This is a genomic window from Rhodoblastus acidophilus (genome assembly GCF_900187365.1).
GTDB classification, from domain to species: domain Bacteria; phylum Pseudomonadota; class Alphaproteobacteria; order Rhizobiales; family Beijerinckiaceae; genus Rhodoblastus; species Rhodoblastus acidophilus.
On sequence record NZ_FYDG01000002.1, the window covers coordinates 611,061 to 626,710 of the forward strand.

17 protein-coding genes are annotated in these 15,650 nt (G+C 66.2%); 12 read left to right on the forward strand and 5 right to left on the reverse strand.

The features are described 5' to 3' along the window. The first annotated feature begins 11 nt into the window (after positions 1–11). Both CFB24_RS08110 and CFB24_RS08115 read left to right on the forward strand, forming a co-directional pair. Positions 12–1,250 (forward strand): arsenic transporter, encoded by a 1,239-nt coding sequence (locus CFB24_RS08110; RefSeq protein ID WP_275936886.1) that lies wholly within the window; start codon positions 12–14, stop codon positions 1,248–1,250. 9 nt (positions 1,251–1,259) lie between these two features. Continuing rightward, entirely contained in the window at positions 1,260–1,715 is a 456-nt protein-coding gene (locus CFB24_RS08115) for a DMT family transporter (RefSeq protein ID WP_088520051.1), read from the forward strand. Between the two features lie 118 nt (positions 1,716–1,833). Here CFB24_RS08115 and CFB24_RS08120 read toward each other — a convergent pair whose 3' ends face one another. Beyond that, positions 1,834–2,061, reverse strand: a complete 228-nt coding sequence (locus tag CFB24_RS08120; protein WP_088520142.1) for a methionyl-tRNA formyltransferase — start codon at positions 2,059–2,061, stop codon at positions 1,834–1,836. Positions 2,062–2,135: 74 nt separating this feature from the next. Further along, on the reverse strand, positions 2,136–3,815 hold the full coding sequence (locus CFB24_RS08125) for a lysine--tRNA ligase (RefSeq protein WP_088520052.1): 1,680 nt from the start codon (positions 3,813–3,815) through the stop codon (positions 2,136–2,138). A 136-nt stretch (positions 3,816–3,951) separates the two neighbouring features. Here CFB24_RS08125 and CFB24_RS08130 point away from each other — a divergent pair, with 136 nt between their 5' ends. Together CFB24_RS08130 and CFB24_RS08135 are read left to right on the forward strand one after the other, a co-directional pair. Continuing rightward, positions 3,952–4,293, forward strand: a complete 342-nt coding sequence (locus tag CFB24_RS08130; protein WP_088520053.1) for a DUF952 domain-containing protein — start codon at positions 3,952–3,954, stop codon at positions 4,291–4,293. Next, positions 4,290–5,360 (forward strand): quinone-dependent dihydroorotate dehydrogenase, encoded by a 1,071-nt coding sequence (locus CFB24_RS08135; protein ID WP_088520054.1) that lies wholly within the window; start codon positions 4,290–4,292, stop codon positions 5,358–5,360. The genes CFB24_RS08130 and CFB24_RS08135 overlap by 4 nt, the downstream gene beginning before the upstream one ends. Here CFB24_RS08135 and CFB24_RS08140 read toward each other — a convergent pair. The 3 genes from CFB24_RS08140 to CFB24_RS08150 form a co-directional block, all read right to left on the reverse strand. Next, entirely contained in the window at positions 5,344–6,843 is a 1,500-nt protein-coding gene (locus CFB24_RS08140) for a glycosyltransferase family 39 protein (protein WP_088520055.1), read from the reverse strand. The two genes, CFB24_RS08135 and CFB24_RS08140, sit on opposite strands and share 17 nt — an antisense overlap. Positions 6,844–6,982: 139 nt before the next feature. Then, on the reverse strand, positions 6,983–7,342 hold the full coding sequence (locus CFB24_RS08145) for a cell division protein ZapA (protein ID WP_088520056.1): 360 nt from the start codon (positions 7,340–7,342) through the stop codon (positions 6,983–6,985). Beyond that, positions 7,342–7,725, reverse strand: a complete 384-nt coding sequence (locus CFB24_RS08150; protein WP_244593292.1) for a DUF4164 family protein — start codon at positions 7,723–7,725, stop codon at positions 7,342–7,344. Before CFB24_RS08150 ends, CFB24_RS08145 begins: the two co-directional genes overlap by 1 nt. 435 nt (positions 7,726–8,160) lie before the next feature. On the opposite strand from CFB24_RS08150, the gene gap reads away from it, so the two are divergent. From gap to CFB24_RS08190, 8 genes are all read left to right on the forward strand, one after another. Beyond that, the gene (gap, locus tag CFB24_RS08155) at positions 8,161–9,168 is read left to right on the forward strand and encodes a type I glyceraldehyde-3-phosphate dehydrogenase (RefSeq protein ID WP_088520058.1); all 1,008 of its coding nucleotides are present in this window, start codon (positions 8,161–8,163) and stop codon (positions 9,166–9,168) included. 72 nt (positions 9,169–9,240) lie between these two features. Further along, the gene (locus CFB24_RS08160; RefSeq protein ID WP_088520059.1) at positions 9,241–10,434 is read left to right on the forward strand and encodes a phosphoglycerate kinase; all 1,194 of its coding nucleotides are present in this window, start codon (positions 9,241–9,243) and stop codon (positions 10,432–10,434) included. A 4-nt stretch (positions 10,435–10,438) separates the two neighbouring features. Then, positions 10,439–10,984 carry a hypothetical protein gene (locus CFB24_RS08165; protein ID WP_088520060.1) on the forward strand — a complete coding sequence of 182 codons (546 nt, stop codon included), beginning with the start codon at positions 10,439–10,441 and terminating at the stop codon, positions 10,982–10,984. Between the two features lie 27 nt (positions 10,985–11,011). Further along, the gene (gene fba, locus CFB24_RS08170) at positions 11,012–12,079 is read left to right on the forward strand and encodes a class II fructose-bisphosphate aldolase (RefSeq protein WP_088520061.1); all 1,068 of its coding nucleotides are present in this window, start codon (positions 11,012–11,014) and stop codon (positions 12,077–12,079) included. A gap of 233 nt (positions 12,080–12,312) precedes the next feature. Beyond that, positions 12,313–12,936 carry a thiamine phosphate synthase gene (locus CFB24_RS23590; RefSeq protein WP_088520062.1) on the forward strand — a complete coding sequence of 208 codons (624 nt, stop codon included), beginning with the start codon at positions 12,313–12,315 and terminating at the stop codon, positions 12,934–12,936. Next, on the forward strand, positions 12,933–13,847 hold the full coding sequence (locus CFB24_RS08180; RefSeq protein ID WP_158255306.1) for a tetratricopeptide repeat protein: 915 nt from the start codon (positions 12,933–12,935) through the stop codon (positions 13,845–13,847). The genes CFB24_RS23590 and CFB24_RS08180 overlap by 4 nt, the downstream gene beginning before the upstream one ends. A 7-nt stretch (positions 13,848–13,854) precedes the next feature. Beyond that, positions 13,855–14,463, forward strand: a complete 609-nt coding sequence (locus CFB24_RS08185) for a class I SAM-dependent DNA methyltransferase (RefSeq protein ID WP_088520064.1) — start codon at positions 13,855–13,857, stop codon at positions 14,461–14,463. Between the two features lie 74 nt (positions 14,464–14,537). Then, complete coding sequence (locus tag CFB24_RS08190) at positions 14,538–15,329, forward strand: inositol monophosphatase family protein (RefSeq protein WP_088520065.1); 792 nt, start codon at positions 14,538–14,540, stop codon at positions 15,327–15,329. Positions 15,330–15,650 lie beyond the last annotated feature (321 nt).

The following is a 15,650-nucleotide window of genomic DNA, read 5'->3' on the forward strand; positions in this document are numbered from 1 at the left end:
GCCCCGCGCGAATCCGCGAATTTGGCGACATGAATTGGGCAATCTGGAGCATAGCCGGGGTCGCGACCGCCGGCGTCATCTTGCGGCCGTTCCGCTGGAACGAGGCGATCTGGGCTGTGGCGGGAGCCGCTGTGCTGGTGCTCGCCGGCCTGCTGCCGGTGGCGGCGGCCTGGAGCGGAATTTCCAAAAGCGCCGATGTCGCCATGTTCCTGACCGGCATGATGCTGCTGTCGGAAGTCGCGCGGCGCGAGGGTCTGTTCGACTTCCTCGCCGCCGAAGCGGCCAAGCTCGCCAACGGATCGGCCAAAAAACTGTTCCTGCTGGTCTATCTGGTCGGGGTCCTCGTCACCGTCTTTCTCTCCAACGATGCGACCGCCGTGGTCCTGACCCCGGCTGTGTTCGCGGCGACGCAGGCGGCGCGGATCGAAAAGCCCCTGCCCTATCTCTATCTCTGCGCCTTCGTGGCCAATGCGGCGAGCTTCGTGCTGCCAATCTCCAACCCGGCCAATCTGGTGGTCTATGGCGGCGGCCTGCCGCCGTTGCTCGACTGGCTGCGCATGTTCGGCCTGCCCTCGCTGGCCGCCATCGCGGTCACCTACGCCGCCTTGCGCTTCGCCCTGCGCCATGAACTCAGGACGCCCATCGCCGCGCCCGCCGCCTCGCCGGAGCTGACCGGCTGCGGCAAACTCGCCGCCTGCGGCGTCGCGGCGACCGCCCTGGTCCTGCTCGCCGCCTCGGCGCGCGGGGCCGACCTCGGCGCGCCCACCCTTGGCGCGGGCGCCGCCACCACCCTGCTGGTGCTGCTGGCGCGCCGCGCCAACCCGCTGCCGATGCTGCGCGATATTCAATGGGGCGTGCTGCCGCTGGTGGCCGGCCTGTTCGTGCTGGTCGAGGCGCTCGACCGCACCGGCGTGACCGCCGCCCTGTCGCGCGCGCTGCGGCAGGCGCCAGACTGGGCCAGCGGCGCGACGCTCGCGCTGGCCGCGAACCTCGTCAACAACCTGCCGGCCGGGCTGGTCGCGGCGAGCGCGGCGCAGCAGGCCGCCAGCCCGCCGGACGTCACCGCCGCGCTGCTGATCGGCGTCGATCTCGGACCGAATCTTTCGGTCACGGGATCGCTCGCAACCATTCTCTGGCTCGCGGTGTTGCGGCGGGAGAACCAAAGCGTGCGCGACCGGGATTTCTTTCTGCTGGGGCTTGCGGCCATGCCCCCGGCCCTGATCGCGGCGCTGGCGGCGGCGCTGATTTAGGGAGTTTCCATGCAGAACGACAACGCGATCTGGATTTACGCGCTGATCATCGTTTCCGGCCTGTTGCAGGCCTGGGGGCCGCCGATGAACGGCGCGCTGCGCGTCGCGCTGGTCAATCCCTGGCTCGCCAGCCTGGTGTCGTTCCTGCCCATCGTCGCGCTGCTCGCCTGTGTCTTCATCTGCCTGCCGCACCCGCTGCCCGGCGGAAAAGACATCGCCGCCATGCCCTGGTGGGCGCCGCTCGGCGGGGTGATCGGCGCTTTCGCGGTGGTCGCCGGCCTGATGTTCGTGGACAAGGTCGGCGCCGGCGCCTTCGCGGGCCTGCTGATCACCGCCAACTTCCTGATGTCGCTGGCCATCGACCGCTTCGGCTGGTTCGGCATGCCCGTGCATGAACTGACCGGCGGACGCGTGCTCGGCGCGGCGCTGATGGTCGGCGGCATCGCGCTGATCACGCGGTCTTGAACGCGGCGGCCCGCCGGGACGGACCGCCGCTCGCCATTGTCAGCCCGCGGCGGATGGACGACACGCCAATGGCCCGCTTGTACAGAACTGGGTGTGTCGCTCCGCTCGCAGCGAACACTTAAAGTTTGAACGTGTTCTTCAAAATGTCGAACAGTTCGCGCGCAGAGCTTTCATCCAGCTGAAACGTCTGGCTTGTCTTTCCAGGAATTTTGCGCGACAGACTCCCACATGTGTTGAACTGAACAAACATTGCGCCATCTCGATCAAACACCGTGTAGCTGGCGTCAACGGCGTCTTGAGCCCTGGTCGTCAAATCCTCGCGTACGAATGTCTTAATCAAAACCATTTTCGTCTCCCGCAACGCCAAACGATCTTAATCGTTTGGCGCGGGACGGAACAATGGGATTCTTGAACTCCAGTTTAGGCGGCGTCGGTCTTCAAAAATTTCCCCGCCAGCGCGTCCGCTATCAGCGCCCGCGTGTTGTCGAGGCCGTAGAGCGCGGCGAACGAGCCGAAGCGCGGGCCGCGATCCTCGCCCAGCAGCACCTGATACAGCATGTTGAACCAGTCGTTCGACACGCCGGGACGCTCGGGCGTCGCCCCCTTGGCCGAAAAATTCTGGTAACGCGGGATCGGGCGGGCGATGTCGTACAGCAGCGTCTGGATGTCTTCGGCGCTGGCCTCCGCCGGCAGCGCGGCCAAAGCGTCGGAAAGCTGCTCCAGCGCCGCGCGCTCGACCTCGTCGGCGGCCCGATAAACCTTCTTCGGCTTCACGAAATCGCGGAAATACAGCACCGCATAGCCGATCATCTTGTCGAGGCGCGGATATTTTTCCGGGCTGGCGGCGGGCGCGTAGCGGCGCACGAAGCCCCACAGCACCGCCGGGTCTTCGCTGTTGGCCACCGCCGCGAGATTGAGCAGCATGGCGAAGCTGATCGCCGTTCCCTTGCCGCCCGCCTCATGCGCGATGAATTCCGGCGCCGGCGGCTCGCCGGAATGAATGTGCCACACGGCGTTGCCGAGCCGGTTCTTGGCGTCCTGGCGCGGATAGGCGTCGAGAAACGCCAGATATTCGTCCACCGCGCGCGGGATCACGTCGAAATAGAGCTTTTTGGCCTCGCGCGGCTTCCAATACATGAAAAAGGCGAGGCTTTCCGGGCTGGCGTAGGTCAGCCATTGCTCGATGGTGATGCCATTGCCCTTGGATTTCGAAATCTTCTGGCTGTTCTCGTCGAGGAACAGCTCGTAATTGAAACCTTCCGGCGGCGCGCCGTCGAGCGCGCGGACGATTGCGCCGGAAAGCTTGACGGAATCGATCAAATCCTTGCCGGCCATCTCGTAATCGACGCCGAGCGCGCACCAGCGCATCGCCCAGTCGGGCTTCCATTGCAGCTTGCAGGCGCCGCCGGTGACCGGGGTTTCGAACCGCTCGCCGGTGTCGGGATCGCGCCAGGCGATCAGTCCGCGCGCCACATCCACTTCGTCGAGCGCCACCTGCATCACGATGCGGGTGCGCGGATGGATCGGCAGGAACGGCGAATAGGTCGAGGCGCGCTCGGCGCGCAGCGACGGCAGCATGATCTTCTGCACGGCGTCGTAGCGCGCCAACATTTTCAACAACGTCGCGTCGAACCGGCCGGAGGTGTAATATTCGGTCGAGGAGCCGAACTCGTATTTAAACCCGAAATGGTCGAGGAACGAGCGCAGGCGCGCGTTATTATGCTCGCCAAAGCTTGGATATTTGCCGAACGGGTCCGGCACTTCCGTCAAGGGCTTGCCGAGATGCGCCGCCACCAGCTCCTTGTTGGGAATATTGTCCGGCACTTTGCGCAGGCCGTCGAGATCGTCGGAAAACGCCAGCAGGCGGGTGGCGATCTGGCCGCCGGTCAAGGTTTCAAACGCGTGGCGCACCATGGTCGTGCGCGCGACCTCGCCGAACGTGCCGATGTGCGGAAGTCCCGACGGGCCGTAGCCCGTCTCGAACAACACCTGTTTCTGACCGGTGCGCTCGACCCGGGCCACGAGTTTCTTCGCCTCCTCGAACGGCCAGGCGTTCGAGGTTTTGGCGAACTGGGCGAGTTCGGACGCAGGATCGGTCATTTGCAAGATTTTCCGCACGCAGACTGAAAGTGAAGCCCGCTTCTTAGAACGGCGACGCGCCCGTGAAAACCCGCATCTTGCGCCGCGCCGCAAGATCGTCGAAAAAACACCTCAATCTCAGCCGTGGGGAGCGGATTTGGCCCTCATCTACAAAATCATTCCGGCCTCCGACTGGGCCGCCGCCGAACAGACCGGCGTCTTCGCGGGATCGCCGGTCGATCTGCAGGACGGATTCATCCATTTCTCCACCGCCGGGCAGGTCGAGGAAACCGCCGCCAAACATTTCGCCGGCCAAACGGGCCTGCTGCTGATCGCCTTCGACGAGGCCGAGCTCGGGGACAAGCTGATCTTCGAGCCCTCGCGCGGGGGCGCTTTGTTCCCGCATCTCTACGCGCCGCTCAAGACCGCGCTGGCGCGTTCGGTCCACCCCCTCCCCCTGCGCGATGGCGCCCACGACTTTTGCGGATTGCTGGCATGACGGCTATGTTCGATTCCCTCCTGCCGCTGCTGCGGGGCCTGGACCCTGAGCGCGCGCATAATCTCACCATCTTCGGCCTGGCGAACCTGCCGCTGCCGCCGGCCCTGGAGGACGATCCGCTGCTCGCGCAAAACGTGTTCGGCCTGGATTTTCCCAATCCGGTCGGCATGGCCGCCGGCTTCGACAAGGAAGCCAAGGTCCCGGACGCGCTGCTCAAGCTCGGCTTCGGCTTCACGGAAGTCGGCACGCTCACGCCGCGCCCGCAGCCGGGCAACGCCAAGCCGCGCCTGTTCCGCCTGCCCGAGGATCGCGGCGTCATCAACCGCTTCGGCTTCAACAACGCCGGCCATTTACGCGCGAGAGAGCGTTTGCTGAGACGGGCGGCGCGGGGCGGCGTGGTCGGCGTCAATATCGGCGCCAACAAGGATTCGACCGACCGCGCCGCCGATTATGTGGCGGGCGTGAAAACTTTCGCGGATCTGGCCAGCTATTTCACCGTCAACATTTCCTCGCCCAACACGCCGGGCCTGCGCGACCTGCAACAGGCCGGCGCGCTCGACGACCTGTTGGCCCGGGTGATCGCGGCGCGCGACGAGGCGGCGGACGATCTGCCGCGCCGCCCGGTCTTGCTGAAAATCGCGCCGGACCTGACCCTGCACGATCTCGACGACGTGGTGCGCGTCGCGCGCGAAAGAGGCGTCGATGGCATGATCGTCTCCAACACCACTTTGGCCCGGCCGGATTCGCTGCGCGGCGAGGCGCAGGGCGAAACCGGCGGTCTGTCCGGCGCGCCGCTGTTCACGCTGGCCACCCGGATGCTGGCCCAGACTTTTACGCGCGTCGAGGGGCAGTTTCCGCTGATCGGCGTCGGCGGCGTAGACTCGCCGGAGGCGGCCTGGGCCAAGATCGAGGCCGGCGCCAGCCTGATCCAGCTCTATTCGGCGCTGGTGTTCGAGGGGTTGGGGCTGGTCGGGCGGATCAAGCAGGGCCTGATCGAACGGCTGCGCGCCCGCAAGCTCGACGGCGTCGGTCCGGCTGTGGGCTCGGCCGTCAGCGACTGGCTGTGACCGGCGGAAGCAACAGCAGATCCGCGCGCCATTGATAATGGCTGAAGCCGAACACGCCGGGCGCTGCGAACGCGCGCCGCGGCGCCGTTCGCAGCGCGGGATAAGCTTTGAAAATCAGCTCGTCGCGTCGGGTGTGGGTCAAGATCGCCACCCCGCCCGTCCCCGCGCATTGGCTGACATCCACTGGCCTCGACCATTCCGCGTGGTCGAAATCGACGTAACGCGGACGGCTGCGGAGCCACAAAACGGTCGAAGCCCCCAGCGCGGCCTCCGCAATCACCACGCACTTGACCGGCCCGCGCGCGTGCGAGTCCCAAAACTCCGTGACGGCGGCGGCCAGCCGGCGCGAGTCGGCGGCGTAAAACGTCAGCGGACGGCCGATCGCGGCCCCGACGGCGTCGGCGATATAGAGATAGGCCACGAAGGCGGCGGCCGCGACGCCGGAGAACAGCACGATCTTGCCGGCGATCAGGCTTTCCCCACGCGGGGCGGCGGGCGCGCCGGGAAACAGCAGGCTCAACCCAACCGCGCAGGATGAGGCCAACGGCAAGGCCCACAGCGGTTGCGCGACCTGATGCGTGGCGATGACCGCCGCCGCCATGGTCACGGAAGGGCCAAAGGCGAGGATCGCTGCGATGACCGCCGTCTCGTCGCGCCAAGCGATCCGATGCAGCGCGACGCCATAAACGCGCGTCACGATCACAAGAAGGGCGGCGGGCGCGGCGAACAGGACGAACTGACCGACCAAGAGATTGAACGCGCTGAGGGCGACGCCGGAAGCCTCCACGACTTTGTGGCCCCGCAGCGCATAATCCGCCGCGGCGCCGCCGCTGCGCAGCAGGTCCAGCACATGCGGCGTCAGGATGGCGGCGCAGATGACAAGGGCGACATAAGTCATTCCCCTGCGGAATACCGATCGGTAGCGCCGCACGACGAGGCACAGCAGAAACAGGCACGCCAACAGCAACGCCAGCTCATATTTCACCAGAAGCCCCAGGCCAGCCGCGACGCCCAGACATACGGCGTCGCGCCCCCGCTCGCGCTCAAAGTAGGAGAGACCGTAATAAAGCGTCGCCGCCCAGAACGGCGCGAGCATGGAATTGTGGTTGACCTGCACCGCGAAAAACGTCGCCGCGAGCGAAATCAGGAACAGCATGACCGCGACCGCCGCCGTCGGCGGCCCGCCGTAAAGCCGGGCCGCCCGCCACACATAGACGGCTGCGACGGCCATGCCGACCTGGCTCATCAGCAACAGCAGGAAGATCGGCGCATGGCCGACGCCGAGCACGCCCCGGATCATCAGCGACAGCAAGGGCGGGTGGCGGGCGGAGCCGAGAGACGGCTCGTCGCCCCAATAGGCCGCCTCAAGCGTATCCTGATGCAGGTTTCCGACCAGCAGCGCCGGCGCGACCGACCAGATCAGGGCGTGCGCGGCGGCGGCGCGCGCGACCGGCGATATCCACAAGGCCCAGGGTCGATCCATGCCGAGCTCCGCGACGCCCGAGGCGGGACGCGCGCGGGAGAGGCGGATGTCAAATGCGCGAGGCGCGGGACCGGTTCAGGGTCCGGCCCCTCATCGGGAGCTTTTGCGGTTCGGCCGAAGCGGCTCGACGCCTCGCGCGCTAGCTTTGGTTCAGCGCCTTGATCGCGGCGGCGACCCTGGCCGTGGCCTTGTCGAGCATTTTCGCGGCCCATTCGGCCTGTTCCTGCCGGCGCAGCTGCGCCGTCTCGACCTCGGCGCGGGCCGTTTCCACGGCCTCCCGCGCTTCCGCCGCCTGCTTCCTCGCGACGAAAAGCTCGTCGGCCAGCGTGATCGCCGCCATCATCACAATGCGCTGGTCGCCGATCTCGCCGAAGGCGCCGCGCAACTCGTCGATCTTGGCCTGGACCGTCTGCGCCAGCCCTTCGATATGCGCCTCCTCGCCCTCCTCGCAGGCCATGCGATAGGTGCGGCCGGCTATCGTCACCACCGCCTGGGCCATCACGACTCTCCCCGCGCGGTGGCGAGAATGGCCCGCACCGCGGCGCTGGCCCGTTCGACCCGCCGCGCCGCCTCGATCTGATTGTCCTGCAGCGTGTCGATGCGCTCGTTGGCGGCGTCCAGCGCCTGCGCCAGCCGCGACCGGTCCTCCTGCAAGGCGGAATATTCGGCCTCCTGATCCGACAATTGCATGCGGCGGTCGGTGTGCCGGCTGACGGCGCGGTCGAGCGCCTCCAGGGCGGTCTCCAGCCGCCGCAGCGCCGCCGCCGCCAGATCTTCGGCGGAAGGCGGCGGCTCCGGCGCGGAGGGGACGGGCGAATGCGCCTCGGCGCCGGACGCAGGTCCCGAATGCGGACTGGGGGAATCGATCGGCAGTGCGGACACGTTCAAACTTTCGTCGCGAATCCCCGGCGGAGGACGTTAACGACAATTTAGCAAAGTCGCGCGCCGCGCCAAGGGGCGCTGGGCGAGAACCGCGCGGCGCCGCTGCGGCGCCTGTTTAACATGCAGAATCGCGCCCGAGCGGCAAACCCGGCGAATCCCGCCGAAATCCTATTAAAATCCGCTTGGATGCGTTGACAGCGAAGGGCGAACTGCTATCAACCCCCTCGTACTTTCGTTTATGCCGATGATCTCGCAGCAAGCAGAATCCGTCCCATATGATGAAACCGGCGGCAATTCTCCGGCCTGGACCGATGAACAACGTTGCGTCAGACTGTGCAAAGAGATTAAAGGCCAGTCAGAAATCGAAGCGGGGCTGAGGCCTGCGCTTCAGAGGCGGGCCGCCCCCATGGCCCTATCCCCAAAGGAGCGAAACGCATGACTGTCAAGGTTGCCATCAACGGATTTGGACGCATCGGCCGCAACGTGCTCCGCGCCATTGTCGAATCCGGCCGCAAGGACATTCAGGTCGTCGCCCTCAACGATCTCGGCTCGGTCGAGACCAACGCCCATCTGTTCCGCTACGATTCCGTCCACGGCCGCTTCCCCGGCGTGGTCAAGGTCGAGGGCGACACGATCGACGTGGGCACCGGCCCGATCAAGGTTCTGGCCATGCGCAACCCGGCGGAACTGCCCTGGGGCGCGCTCGGCGTCGACATCGTGATGGAATGCACCGGCATTTTCACCGCCCGCGACAAAGCCGCCATCCATTTGCAGGGCGGCGCCAAGCGCGTGCTGGTTTCGGCCCCCTCGGACGGCGCCGACCTCACGGTGGTCTATGGCGTCAACCACGCCAAGCTGACCAAGGACCACATCGTCGTCTCCAACGCGTCCTGCACCACCAACTGCCTGTCGCCGGTCGCCAAGGCCCTCAATGACGCCATCGGCATCGACAAGGGCATCATGACGACGATCCACTCCTACACCGGCGACCAGCCGACGCTGGACACGTATCACAAGGATCTCTATCGCGGCCGCGCCGCCGCGCTGTCGATGATCCCGACCTCGACCGGCGCCGCCAAGGCGGTGGGCCTGGTGCTGCCGGAACTGAACGGCAAGCTCGACGGCTTCGCCATGCGCGTTCCCACCCCGAACGTCTCTGTCGTCGATCTGAAATTCATCGCCAAGCGCGCCACCACCAAGGATGAAGTCAATTCCGTGATCAAGGCGGCGGCGGACGGCCCGTTCAAGGGCATTCTCGGCTATACCGCCGAGAAGAACGTCTCCTGCGACTTCAACCACGACCCCCATTCCTCGATCTTCCACATGGACCAGACCAAGGTGCTCGACGGCACGCTGGTGTCCGTCCTGTCGTGGTACGACAACGAATGGGGCTTCTCCAACCGCATGGCCGACACCGCCCTCGCCATGGCCAAGCTGATCTGAGCCTGAATTTGAGGCGCGCCCGACCGGGCGCGCCTTTTTTCTGACCCGTTCTCCAGCCGCCGCGAGTCAATAATGTCCGGTTTCCGCACCCTCGATTCCGCCGATCTCAAGGGCAAGCGCGTGCTTGTCCGCGTCGACCTCAACGTCCCCATGGAGGGCGGCAAGGTCACGGACGCCACCCGCATCGAGCGCATCCTGCCCACCCTGAACGAAATTTCGCAAAAGGGCGGCAAGGTCGTCCTGCTCGCCCATTTCGGCCGGCCGAAGAACGGCCCGGACGAGGCCAATTCGTTAAAACCCGTCGCGAGCGCATTGGCGCAGCATCTCGGCAAGCCCGTCGCCTTCGCCTCCGATTGCATCGGCCCCGTCGCGGTCGAAGCGGTCAACGCGCTGAAGGACGGCGAATTCCTGCTTCTCGAAAACACCCGCTTCCACAAGGGCGAGGAAAAGAACGACCCCGCCGTGATCGACGGCCTCGCCGCGCTCGGCGACATCTATGTCAACGACGCTTTTTCGGCCGCGCACCGCGCCCACGCCTCGACCGAAGGGCTGGCGAAGAAGCTGCCGGCCTATGCGGGCCGCGCCATGCAGGCCGAAGTCGAGGCTCTGTCCAAGGCGCTGGAAAACCCGGCGCGCCCCGTGGCCGCCGTCGTCGGCGGCGCCAAGGTTTCGACCAAGCTGGAGCTTTTGGGCAATCTCACCAAAAAGGTGGATTTCCTGATCATCGGCGGCGGCATGGCCAACACGTTCCTGGCCGCGCAGGGCAAGAACGTGGGAAAATCGCTGTGCGAGCATGACCTGCTCGACACCGCCCGCGAAATTCTGAACAACGCCGCCGCGAACAAGTGCCGGATCGTGCTGCCGGTGGACGCCGTGGTGGCGCAGGAATTCAAGGCGCACGCCGCCTCCAAGGTGGTCGGCGTCGATCAGGTTGGGGAAGCCGACATGATCCTCGACGCTGGCCCGCAATCGGTGTCGGAAGTCGAGAAGGTTCTGGGCGAGGCGAAAACGCTGGTGTGGAACGGCCCGTTCGGCGCGTTCGAGCTGGAGCCGTTCGACGCCGCCACCAACGCCGTGGCCAAATTCGCCGCGCGCCTGACCGGCGAAGGCAAGCTGCTGACGGTCGCCGGCGGCGGCGACACGGTGGCGGCGCTGAACCATGCCGGCGTCGCGGAAAAGTTCACCTATGTCTCGACCGCCGGCGGCGCCTTCCTGGAATGGCTCGAAGGCAAGGTGCTGCCCGGCGTCGAAGCGATCCGCGCGTGAAAAAATGCTCGCGCCGCGCCTGACCGTTTCGGAACTCGGCGAGTTCATCGGGCTTTGCCTCGCGACCGCGTCCCATGTGGTCGCCTCGGGGCAAAGCCGCACGCCGATGCTGATCGAGCGGGAGGCGGGTTTGCTGTCGGGCGCCAAGGTCGCCACGCGCGGCATTACGGTCCGCGACGCTCCCAACCCGGAGGTCGCGGCCAGCCAGAGCATGCTGATCGCGCAATCGGAATATTCCAGGCGCCTGCCCGAGGCGCGCTGCCTCGCCGCCGTGCTGTTCGTCGCCCATCGCGACCCCGGCGAGGGCGCCTGGCGGCCGGCCATTCTGGTCCGGGCCGGCGCCGCCAAACTGCAAAAAGAATATTTGGCTGTGCTGAATTTTAGCCAGGCCTGTTCAGGACAGCTGCAAGGATTTGAACAGCTGACCCTTGAAATCCCCAAGGAGCGCGGGCGCGATTTCGCCGCCGGCGAACGCGACGCGCTGATGGCAAGCATATGTAAAGGCAGGGATGAGGCGCCGGCAGAGATGCGACAGGCCGCCGCCTGGTGAACCGACATCCGTCAAGGAGGACTTGTTATGGCCCGTATTACCCTTCGCCAACTGCTCGATCACGCCGCCGAGCATGACTATGGCGTTCCCGCCTTCAACATCAACAATATGGAGCAGGCGCTCGCCATCATGGCGGCGGCGTCCGAACTCGACGCGCCCGTGATCATCCAGGCCTCGCGCGGCGCCCGCCAGTACGCCAACGACGTCATGCTCAAGCACATGATGGACGCCTGCGCCGAAATCTATCCGCAGATTCCGATCTGCGTGCATCAGGACCACGGCAACGGCCCGGCCACCTGCTTCACCGCCATGCAGGCGGGCTTCACCTCGGTGATGATGGACGGCTCGCTCAAGGAAGACGGCAAGACCCCCGCCGACTGGAGCTACAACGTCAACATCACCAAATATGTCACCGATATGGCCCATCTCGGCGGCATTTCCGTCGAGGGCGAGTTCGGCGTGCTCGGCTCGCTGGAGACCGGCGAGGGCGAGAAGGAAGACGGCCACGGTTTTGAGGGCAAGCTGTCGCACGACCAGCTCGTCACCAATCCCGACGAAGCCATCAAATTCGTCAAGGCGACCGGCGTGGACGCGCTGGCCATCGCCATGGGCACCTCGCATGGCGCGTATAAATTCACCCGCAAGCCCGACGGCGCCATCCTCGCCATGCACGTGATCGAGGAAATCCACCAGAAGATGCCGGGCCTGCATATGGTGATGCACGGCTCGTCCTCGGTGCCGCAGGACTTGCAGGACATCATCAACGCCTATGGCGGCAAAATGCCGCAGACCTGGGGCGTGCCGGTCGAGGAAATCCAGCGCGGCATCAAGCACGGCGTGCGGAAAATCAACATTGACACCGACAACCGCATGGCCATCACCGGCGCCATCCGCAAGGTGCTGACCGAAAACCCCGCTGAATTCGACCCGCGCAAATATCTGAAGCCCGCCAGCGACGCGATGCAGAAAATCTGCAAGCAGCGCATGCAGGAGTTCAACACGGCGGGACAGGCGTCCAAGATCAAGCGCGTGTTCACGCTCGGCGAAATGGCCAAGCGTTACGCGTCCGGCGAACTGGCCCCCAAGGTCGCCTGACACTTCCGCATTCGTCCTGACGTGGGGTCGCGGCTTGCCGCGGCCCCATTTTTGCCGTCAAATGCCGGTGTAAAAGCCTCGCCGTGACAACGAACGAAGCAAGCAAATAACCGCTCTCCATACCGTCATTGCGAGCAAAGCGAAGCAATCCAGGCCTCGCACGCGACGGGGAAGCGCAGGTTTTCTGGATGGCTTCGCTCCGCTCGCAAGCACGGCATCGAAATTGAGCCTCAATGACTGACTTCATCCGCCCGCGTCTCTATCTCATTACGCCCCCGCTCGCCTCGGCTGACGAGTTCGCGCCCAAGCTGGAAAAGGCCCTGGCCTCGGGCGACGTCGCCTGCGTGCTGCTGCGTTTCGCCACGGCGGACGAGGGCGCGCGCAAGAAGATCGCCAAGGCGCTGGCGCCGATCGTCCAGAAGGCCGAAGCCGCCGCGCTGGCGCTGGACGACGCGCAGTTGGTGGGCCGCGCGGGTCTCGACGGCGCCCATATCACCGGCGCGGGCGAAAATTTCGACGACGCGCTGGAGCGGCTCAAGCCCGACCGCATCGTCGGCGTCGGCGGCCTCGACAGCCGCGACGCCGCCATGACCATCGGCGAGACCGATGTCGATTACCTGCTGTTCGGCGCGCTCGACCCCGAGGACAATGACGCTGCGGCGACGCTGGAATGGACGGCGTGGTGGGCCGAGGTGTTCAACGTGCCCTGCGTCGGCGTCGCCCATGCGTCCGGCGAAGTCGAGGCGCTGGCGACATCCGGCGCCGAATTTTTGGGCCTTGGCCCGCGCTTTTTCGACGAGCCCACCGAGATCGCCGCCGCCCAGGCCGTGATCGACGCGCTGGAGCCGGAAAGTTGAGACGTCAGGCCGCTCTGCTGCTTGCGCTCGCCGCCGCGTCCGCGCCCGCCTGGGCGGAAGGACCGGCGCCGGCCGCCGCGCCGGATCTGGCCTTTGGCGCCTATCAGCGCGGCTATTACCAGACCGCCTTTGCCGAGGCGATGAAGCGCCTGGACAAGAACTCCCGCGACGCCGCCGCCATGACCCTGGTCGCCGAACTGCAGGCGCAGGGCCTGGGCGTGAAGCAGAACATGACGGAGGCGCTGCGCTGGTATCGGCTCGCGGCGGCGCAGGGCGACAAGAATTCGCAATTCGCGCTGGCGCTGGCGAAGCTCGCCGGCAAGGACGGCCCCCGCGACGTGTCCGGCGCCCGCGCCCTGCTGGAGAAGGCGGCGGCGCAAAACCACGCCGGCGCCTGGCTGCAACTGGGCATATTGGCGCTGGAGGGCAATGGCGTCGCGGCGGATTTCGCCAAGGCGGCGGAACACTTCCGGCGCGCGGCCGACCTCGCCGACCCCGAGGCCGCCTATTCGCTCGGCCTGCTCTACCGCGAGGGCCGGGGCGTGGAACGCGACCCGCAACAGGCCGCCGCCTGGCTCAAACGCGCCGCCGAAGGCGGATTTCTCGCGGCGCAGGTCGAATATGGCATCCTGCTGTTCAACGGCGACGGCGTGCCCGCCGACGAGGCCGGCGGCGCCAGATGGCTGATCCGCGCCGCCAACCGCGACAATCCCGTGGCGCAGAACCGCTTGGCGCGGCTGCTGTTTTTCGGGCGCGGCGTCAAGCAGGACCGGGTCGAGGCGGCCAAATGGAACATTCTCGCCGCCGCCGCCGGCCTGCGCGATCCGCGCCTTGACGGCGAATCCAACAAGCTGACGCCGGACGAGCGCCGCAAAGTCGAGGCGGCGCTGAAAATCTATCTTGGAAAGTAACGGCGCGATGACGGACGCCAACGAAAAAACCCTGCTCACTTATGACGACAACGTGCGCGCCTATGTCGAGGGCACGGCGCAGGCGGTGAGCGGCGCGCCGAAAGACTGGATGGACCGCGCGCTCGACGGCCTCGCGCCCGACGCGCGGATCCTGGAGATCGGCAGCGCCTTCGGCCGCGACGCCGCCTATATCGCCTCGAAAAATTTCACCGTCGAATGCACCGACGCCACCCCCGGCTTCGTCTCCGAACTTTTGGCGCGGGGGTTTTCGGCCCGGCTGTTCAATGTGCTGACCGACCCGTTCGACGGCGCCTACGATCTCATCCTCGCCAACGCCGTGCTGCTGCATTTCGACCGCGCGCAACTGCCTTTCGTGCTCGAAAAGGCGCGCGCCGCGCTGAAACCCGCCGGACGCCTCGCGTTCAGCCTCAAGGCCGGCGACGGCGAGGGCTGGTCCAGCGCCAAACTGGGCGCCCCGCGCTATTTCTGCTACTGGCGGGCCGAAAACCTCCCCGCCCTGCTGCGCGCCGCCGGCTTTGCGGACTGGTCGATCGTGGAGGCGCACACCAACCGCGCCCATGCCGACTGGATCTTCGTGGTTGCGACCGCGCCCTGACCCAATTTCCTTGACGCCGCAGCGCCCGCTTGGCACTTAGCACTCAACTTTCGTTCAATCCCCCCGGACCCGCCATGATCAACTCCGCCCTGATGAATGTAATGACCGCCGCCGCCTTCAAGGCCGGCCGCGGGCTGAAGCGCGATTTCGGCGAGGTCGAGAATCTGCAGGTCTCGGTCAAGGGCCCCGGCGATTTCGTCACCATCGCCGACAAGAAATCGGAAAAGACCCTGTTCGAGGAACTGGCCAAGGCGCGGCCCGGCTACGGCTTCGTGCTGGAGGAGGGCGGCGTGGTCGAAGGCTCGGACAAGAGCCACATCTGGCACATCGACCCGCTCGACGGCACCACCAATTTCCTGCACGGCCTGCCGATCTTCGCCATTTCCATCGGCCTGGAGCGCGATGGCCAGATCGTCGCCGGTCTCGTCTACAATCCCGCCACCGATGATATTTTCGTCGCCGAACGCGGCGCCGGCGCCTATTACAACAACCGCCGCATCCGCGTCGCCGCGCGCCGCGACATGGCCGAGGGCCTGATCGCCACCGGAATTCCGCCGCTCGCCAACGCCAAAATCCATCCCAAATTCAAGGCGGAGCTGTCCTCGGTGATGACCCGCGCCGGCGGCGTGCGCCGCCTCGGCGCGGCCTCGATCGACCTCGCCTTCGTCGCCGCCGGCCGCTTCGACGGCTATTGGGAGCGCGGTTTGAAAAGCTGGGACATGGCGGCGGGCCTGCTGCTGATCCGCGAGGCCGGCGGCTATGTCTCCGACGCCGACGGCGGCCAGAACATGCTGAAGACCGGCGGGGTTTGCGGCGGCAACGAATTCATCCACCGCCAATTGCTCGATCTGCTGAAAAAAGCGTAAGCGCGACGCCGGAACTTCGCATTCCCTCGCCACGACGGCGGCGCACGTCGTTCGATCATGCGCCGCCCTCGTCTCGTCCCTGCCTCGTCCCCCTGTCTCGCAACCGTCCGTTGCGGCGCAACATCGGCCGCGCGCCGATTCAGGCCGCCGCCAGCAAGAACCGGCGGGCGGTCGAGGAGAGTCATTTCGCGCCTTGAGACGAATTTCCCAAGAATGGCCATGGTTTGAGCGTCTACGTCCCCCGGCTTTAGCCATACGGGGGCGTAGCGGGGCATAACTCCCCGCCGACCTTGGCGCCGTGCGCCTCCCCTGATAGACACG

Bases quoted from the DNA above. Each gene is read 5' to 3' on its own strand.
- gap (WP_088520058.1), top strand. From the start codon at position 8,161: ATGACTGTCAAGGTTGCCATCAACGGATTTGGACGCATCGGCCGCAAC.
- CFB24_RS08160 (WP_088520059.1), top strand. From the start codon at position 9,241: ATGTCCGGTTTCCGCACCCTCGATTCCGCCGATCTCAAGGGCAAGCGC.
- CFB24_RS08120 (WP_088520142.1), bottom strand. From the start codon at position 2,061: ATGGTTTTGATTAAGACATTCGTACGCGAGGATTTGACGACCAGGGCT.
- CFB24_RS08115 (WP_088520051.1), top strand. From the start codon at position 1,260: ATGCAGAACGACAACGCGATCTGGATTTACGCGCTGATCATCGTTTCC.
- CFB24_RS23590 (WP_088520062.1), top strand. From the start codon at position 12,313: ATGACTGACTTCATCCGCCCGCGTCTCTATCTCATTACGCCCCCGCTC.
- CFB24_RS08135 (WP_088520054.1), top strand. From the start codon at position 4,290: ATGACGGCTATGTTCGATTCCCTCCTGCCGCTGCTGCGGGGCCTGGAC.
- CFB24_RS08190 (WP_088520065.1), top strand. From the start codon at position 14,538: ATGATCAACTCCGCCCTGATGAATGTAATGACCGCCGCCGCCTTCAAG.
- CFB24_RS08165 (WP_088520060.1), top strand. From the start codon at position 10,439: ATGCTCGCGCCGCGCCTGACCGTTTCGGAACTCGGCGAGTTCATCGGG.
- fba (WP_088520061.1), top strand. From the start codon at position 11,012: ATGGCCCGTATTACCCTTCGCCAACTGCTCGATCACGCCGCCGAGCAT.
- CFB24_RS08185 (WP_088520064.1), top strand. From the start codon at position 13,855: ATGACGGACGCCAACGAAAAAACCCTGCTCACTTATGACGACAACGTG.
- CFB24_RS08125 (WP_088520052.1), bottom strand. From the start codon at position 3,815: ATGACCGATCCTGCGTCCGAACTCGCCCAGTTCGCCAAAACCTCGAAC.
- CFB24_RS08140 (WP_088520055.1), bottom strand. From the start codon at position 6,843: ATGGATCGACCCTGGGCCTTGTGGATATCGCCGGTCGCGCGCGCCGCC.
- CFB24_RS08145 (WP_088520056.1), bottom strand. From the start codon at position 7,342: ATGGCCCAGGCGGTGGTGACGATAGCCGGCCGCACCTATCGCATGGCC.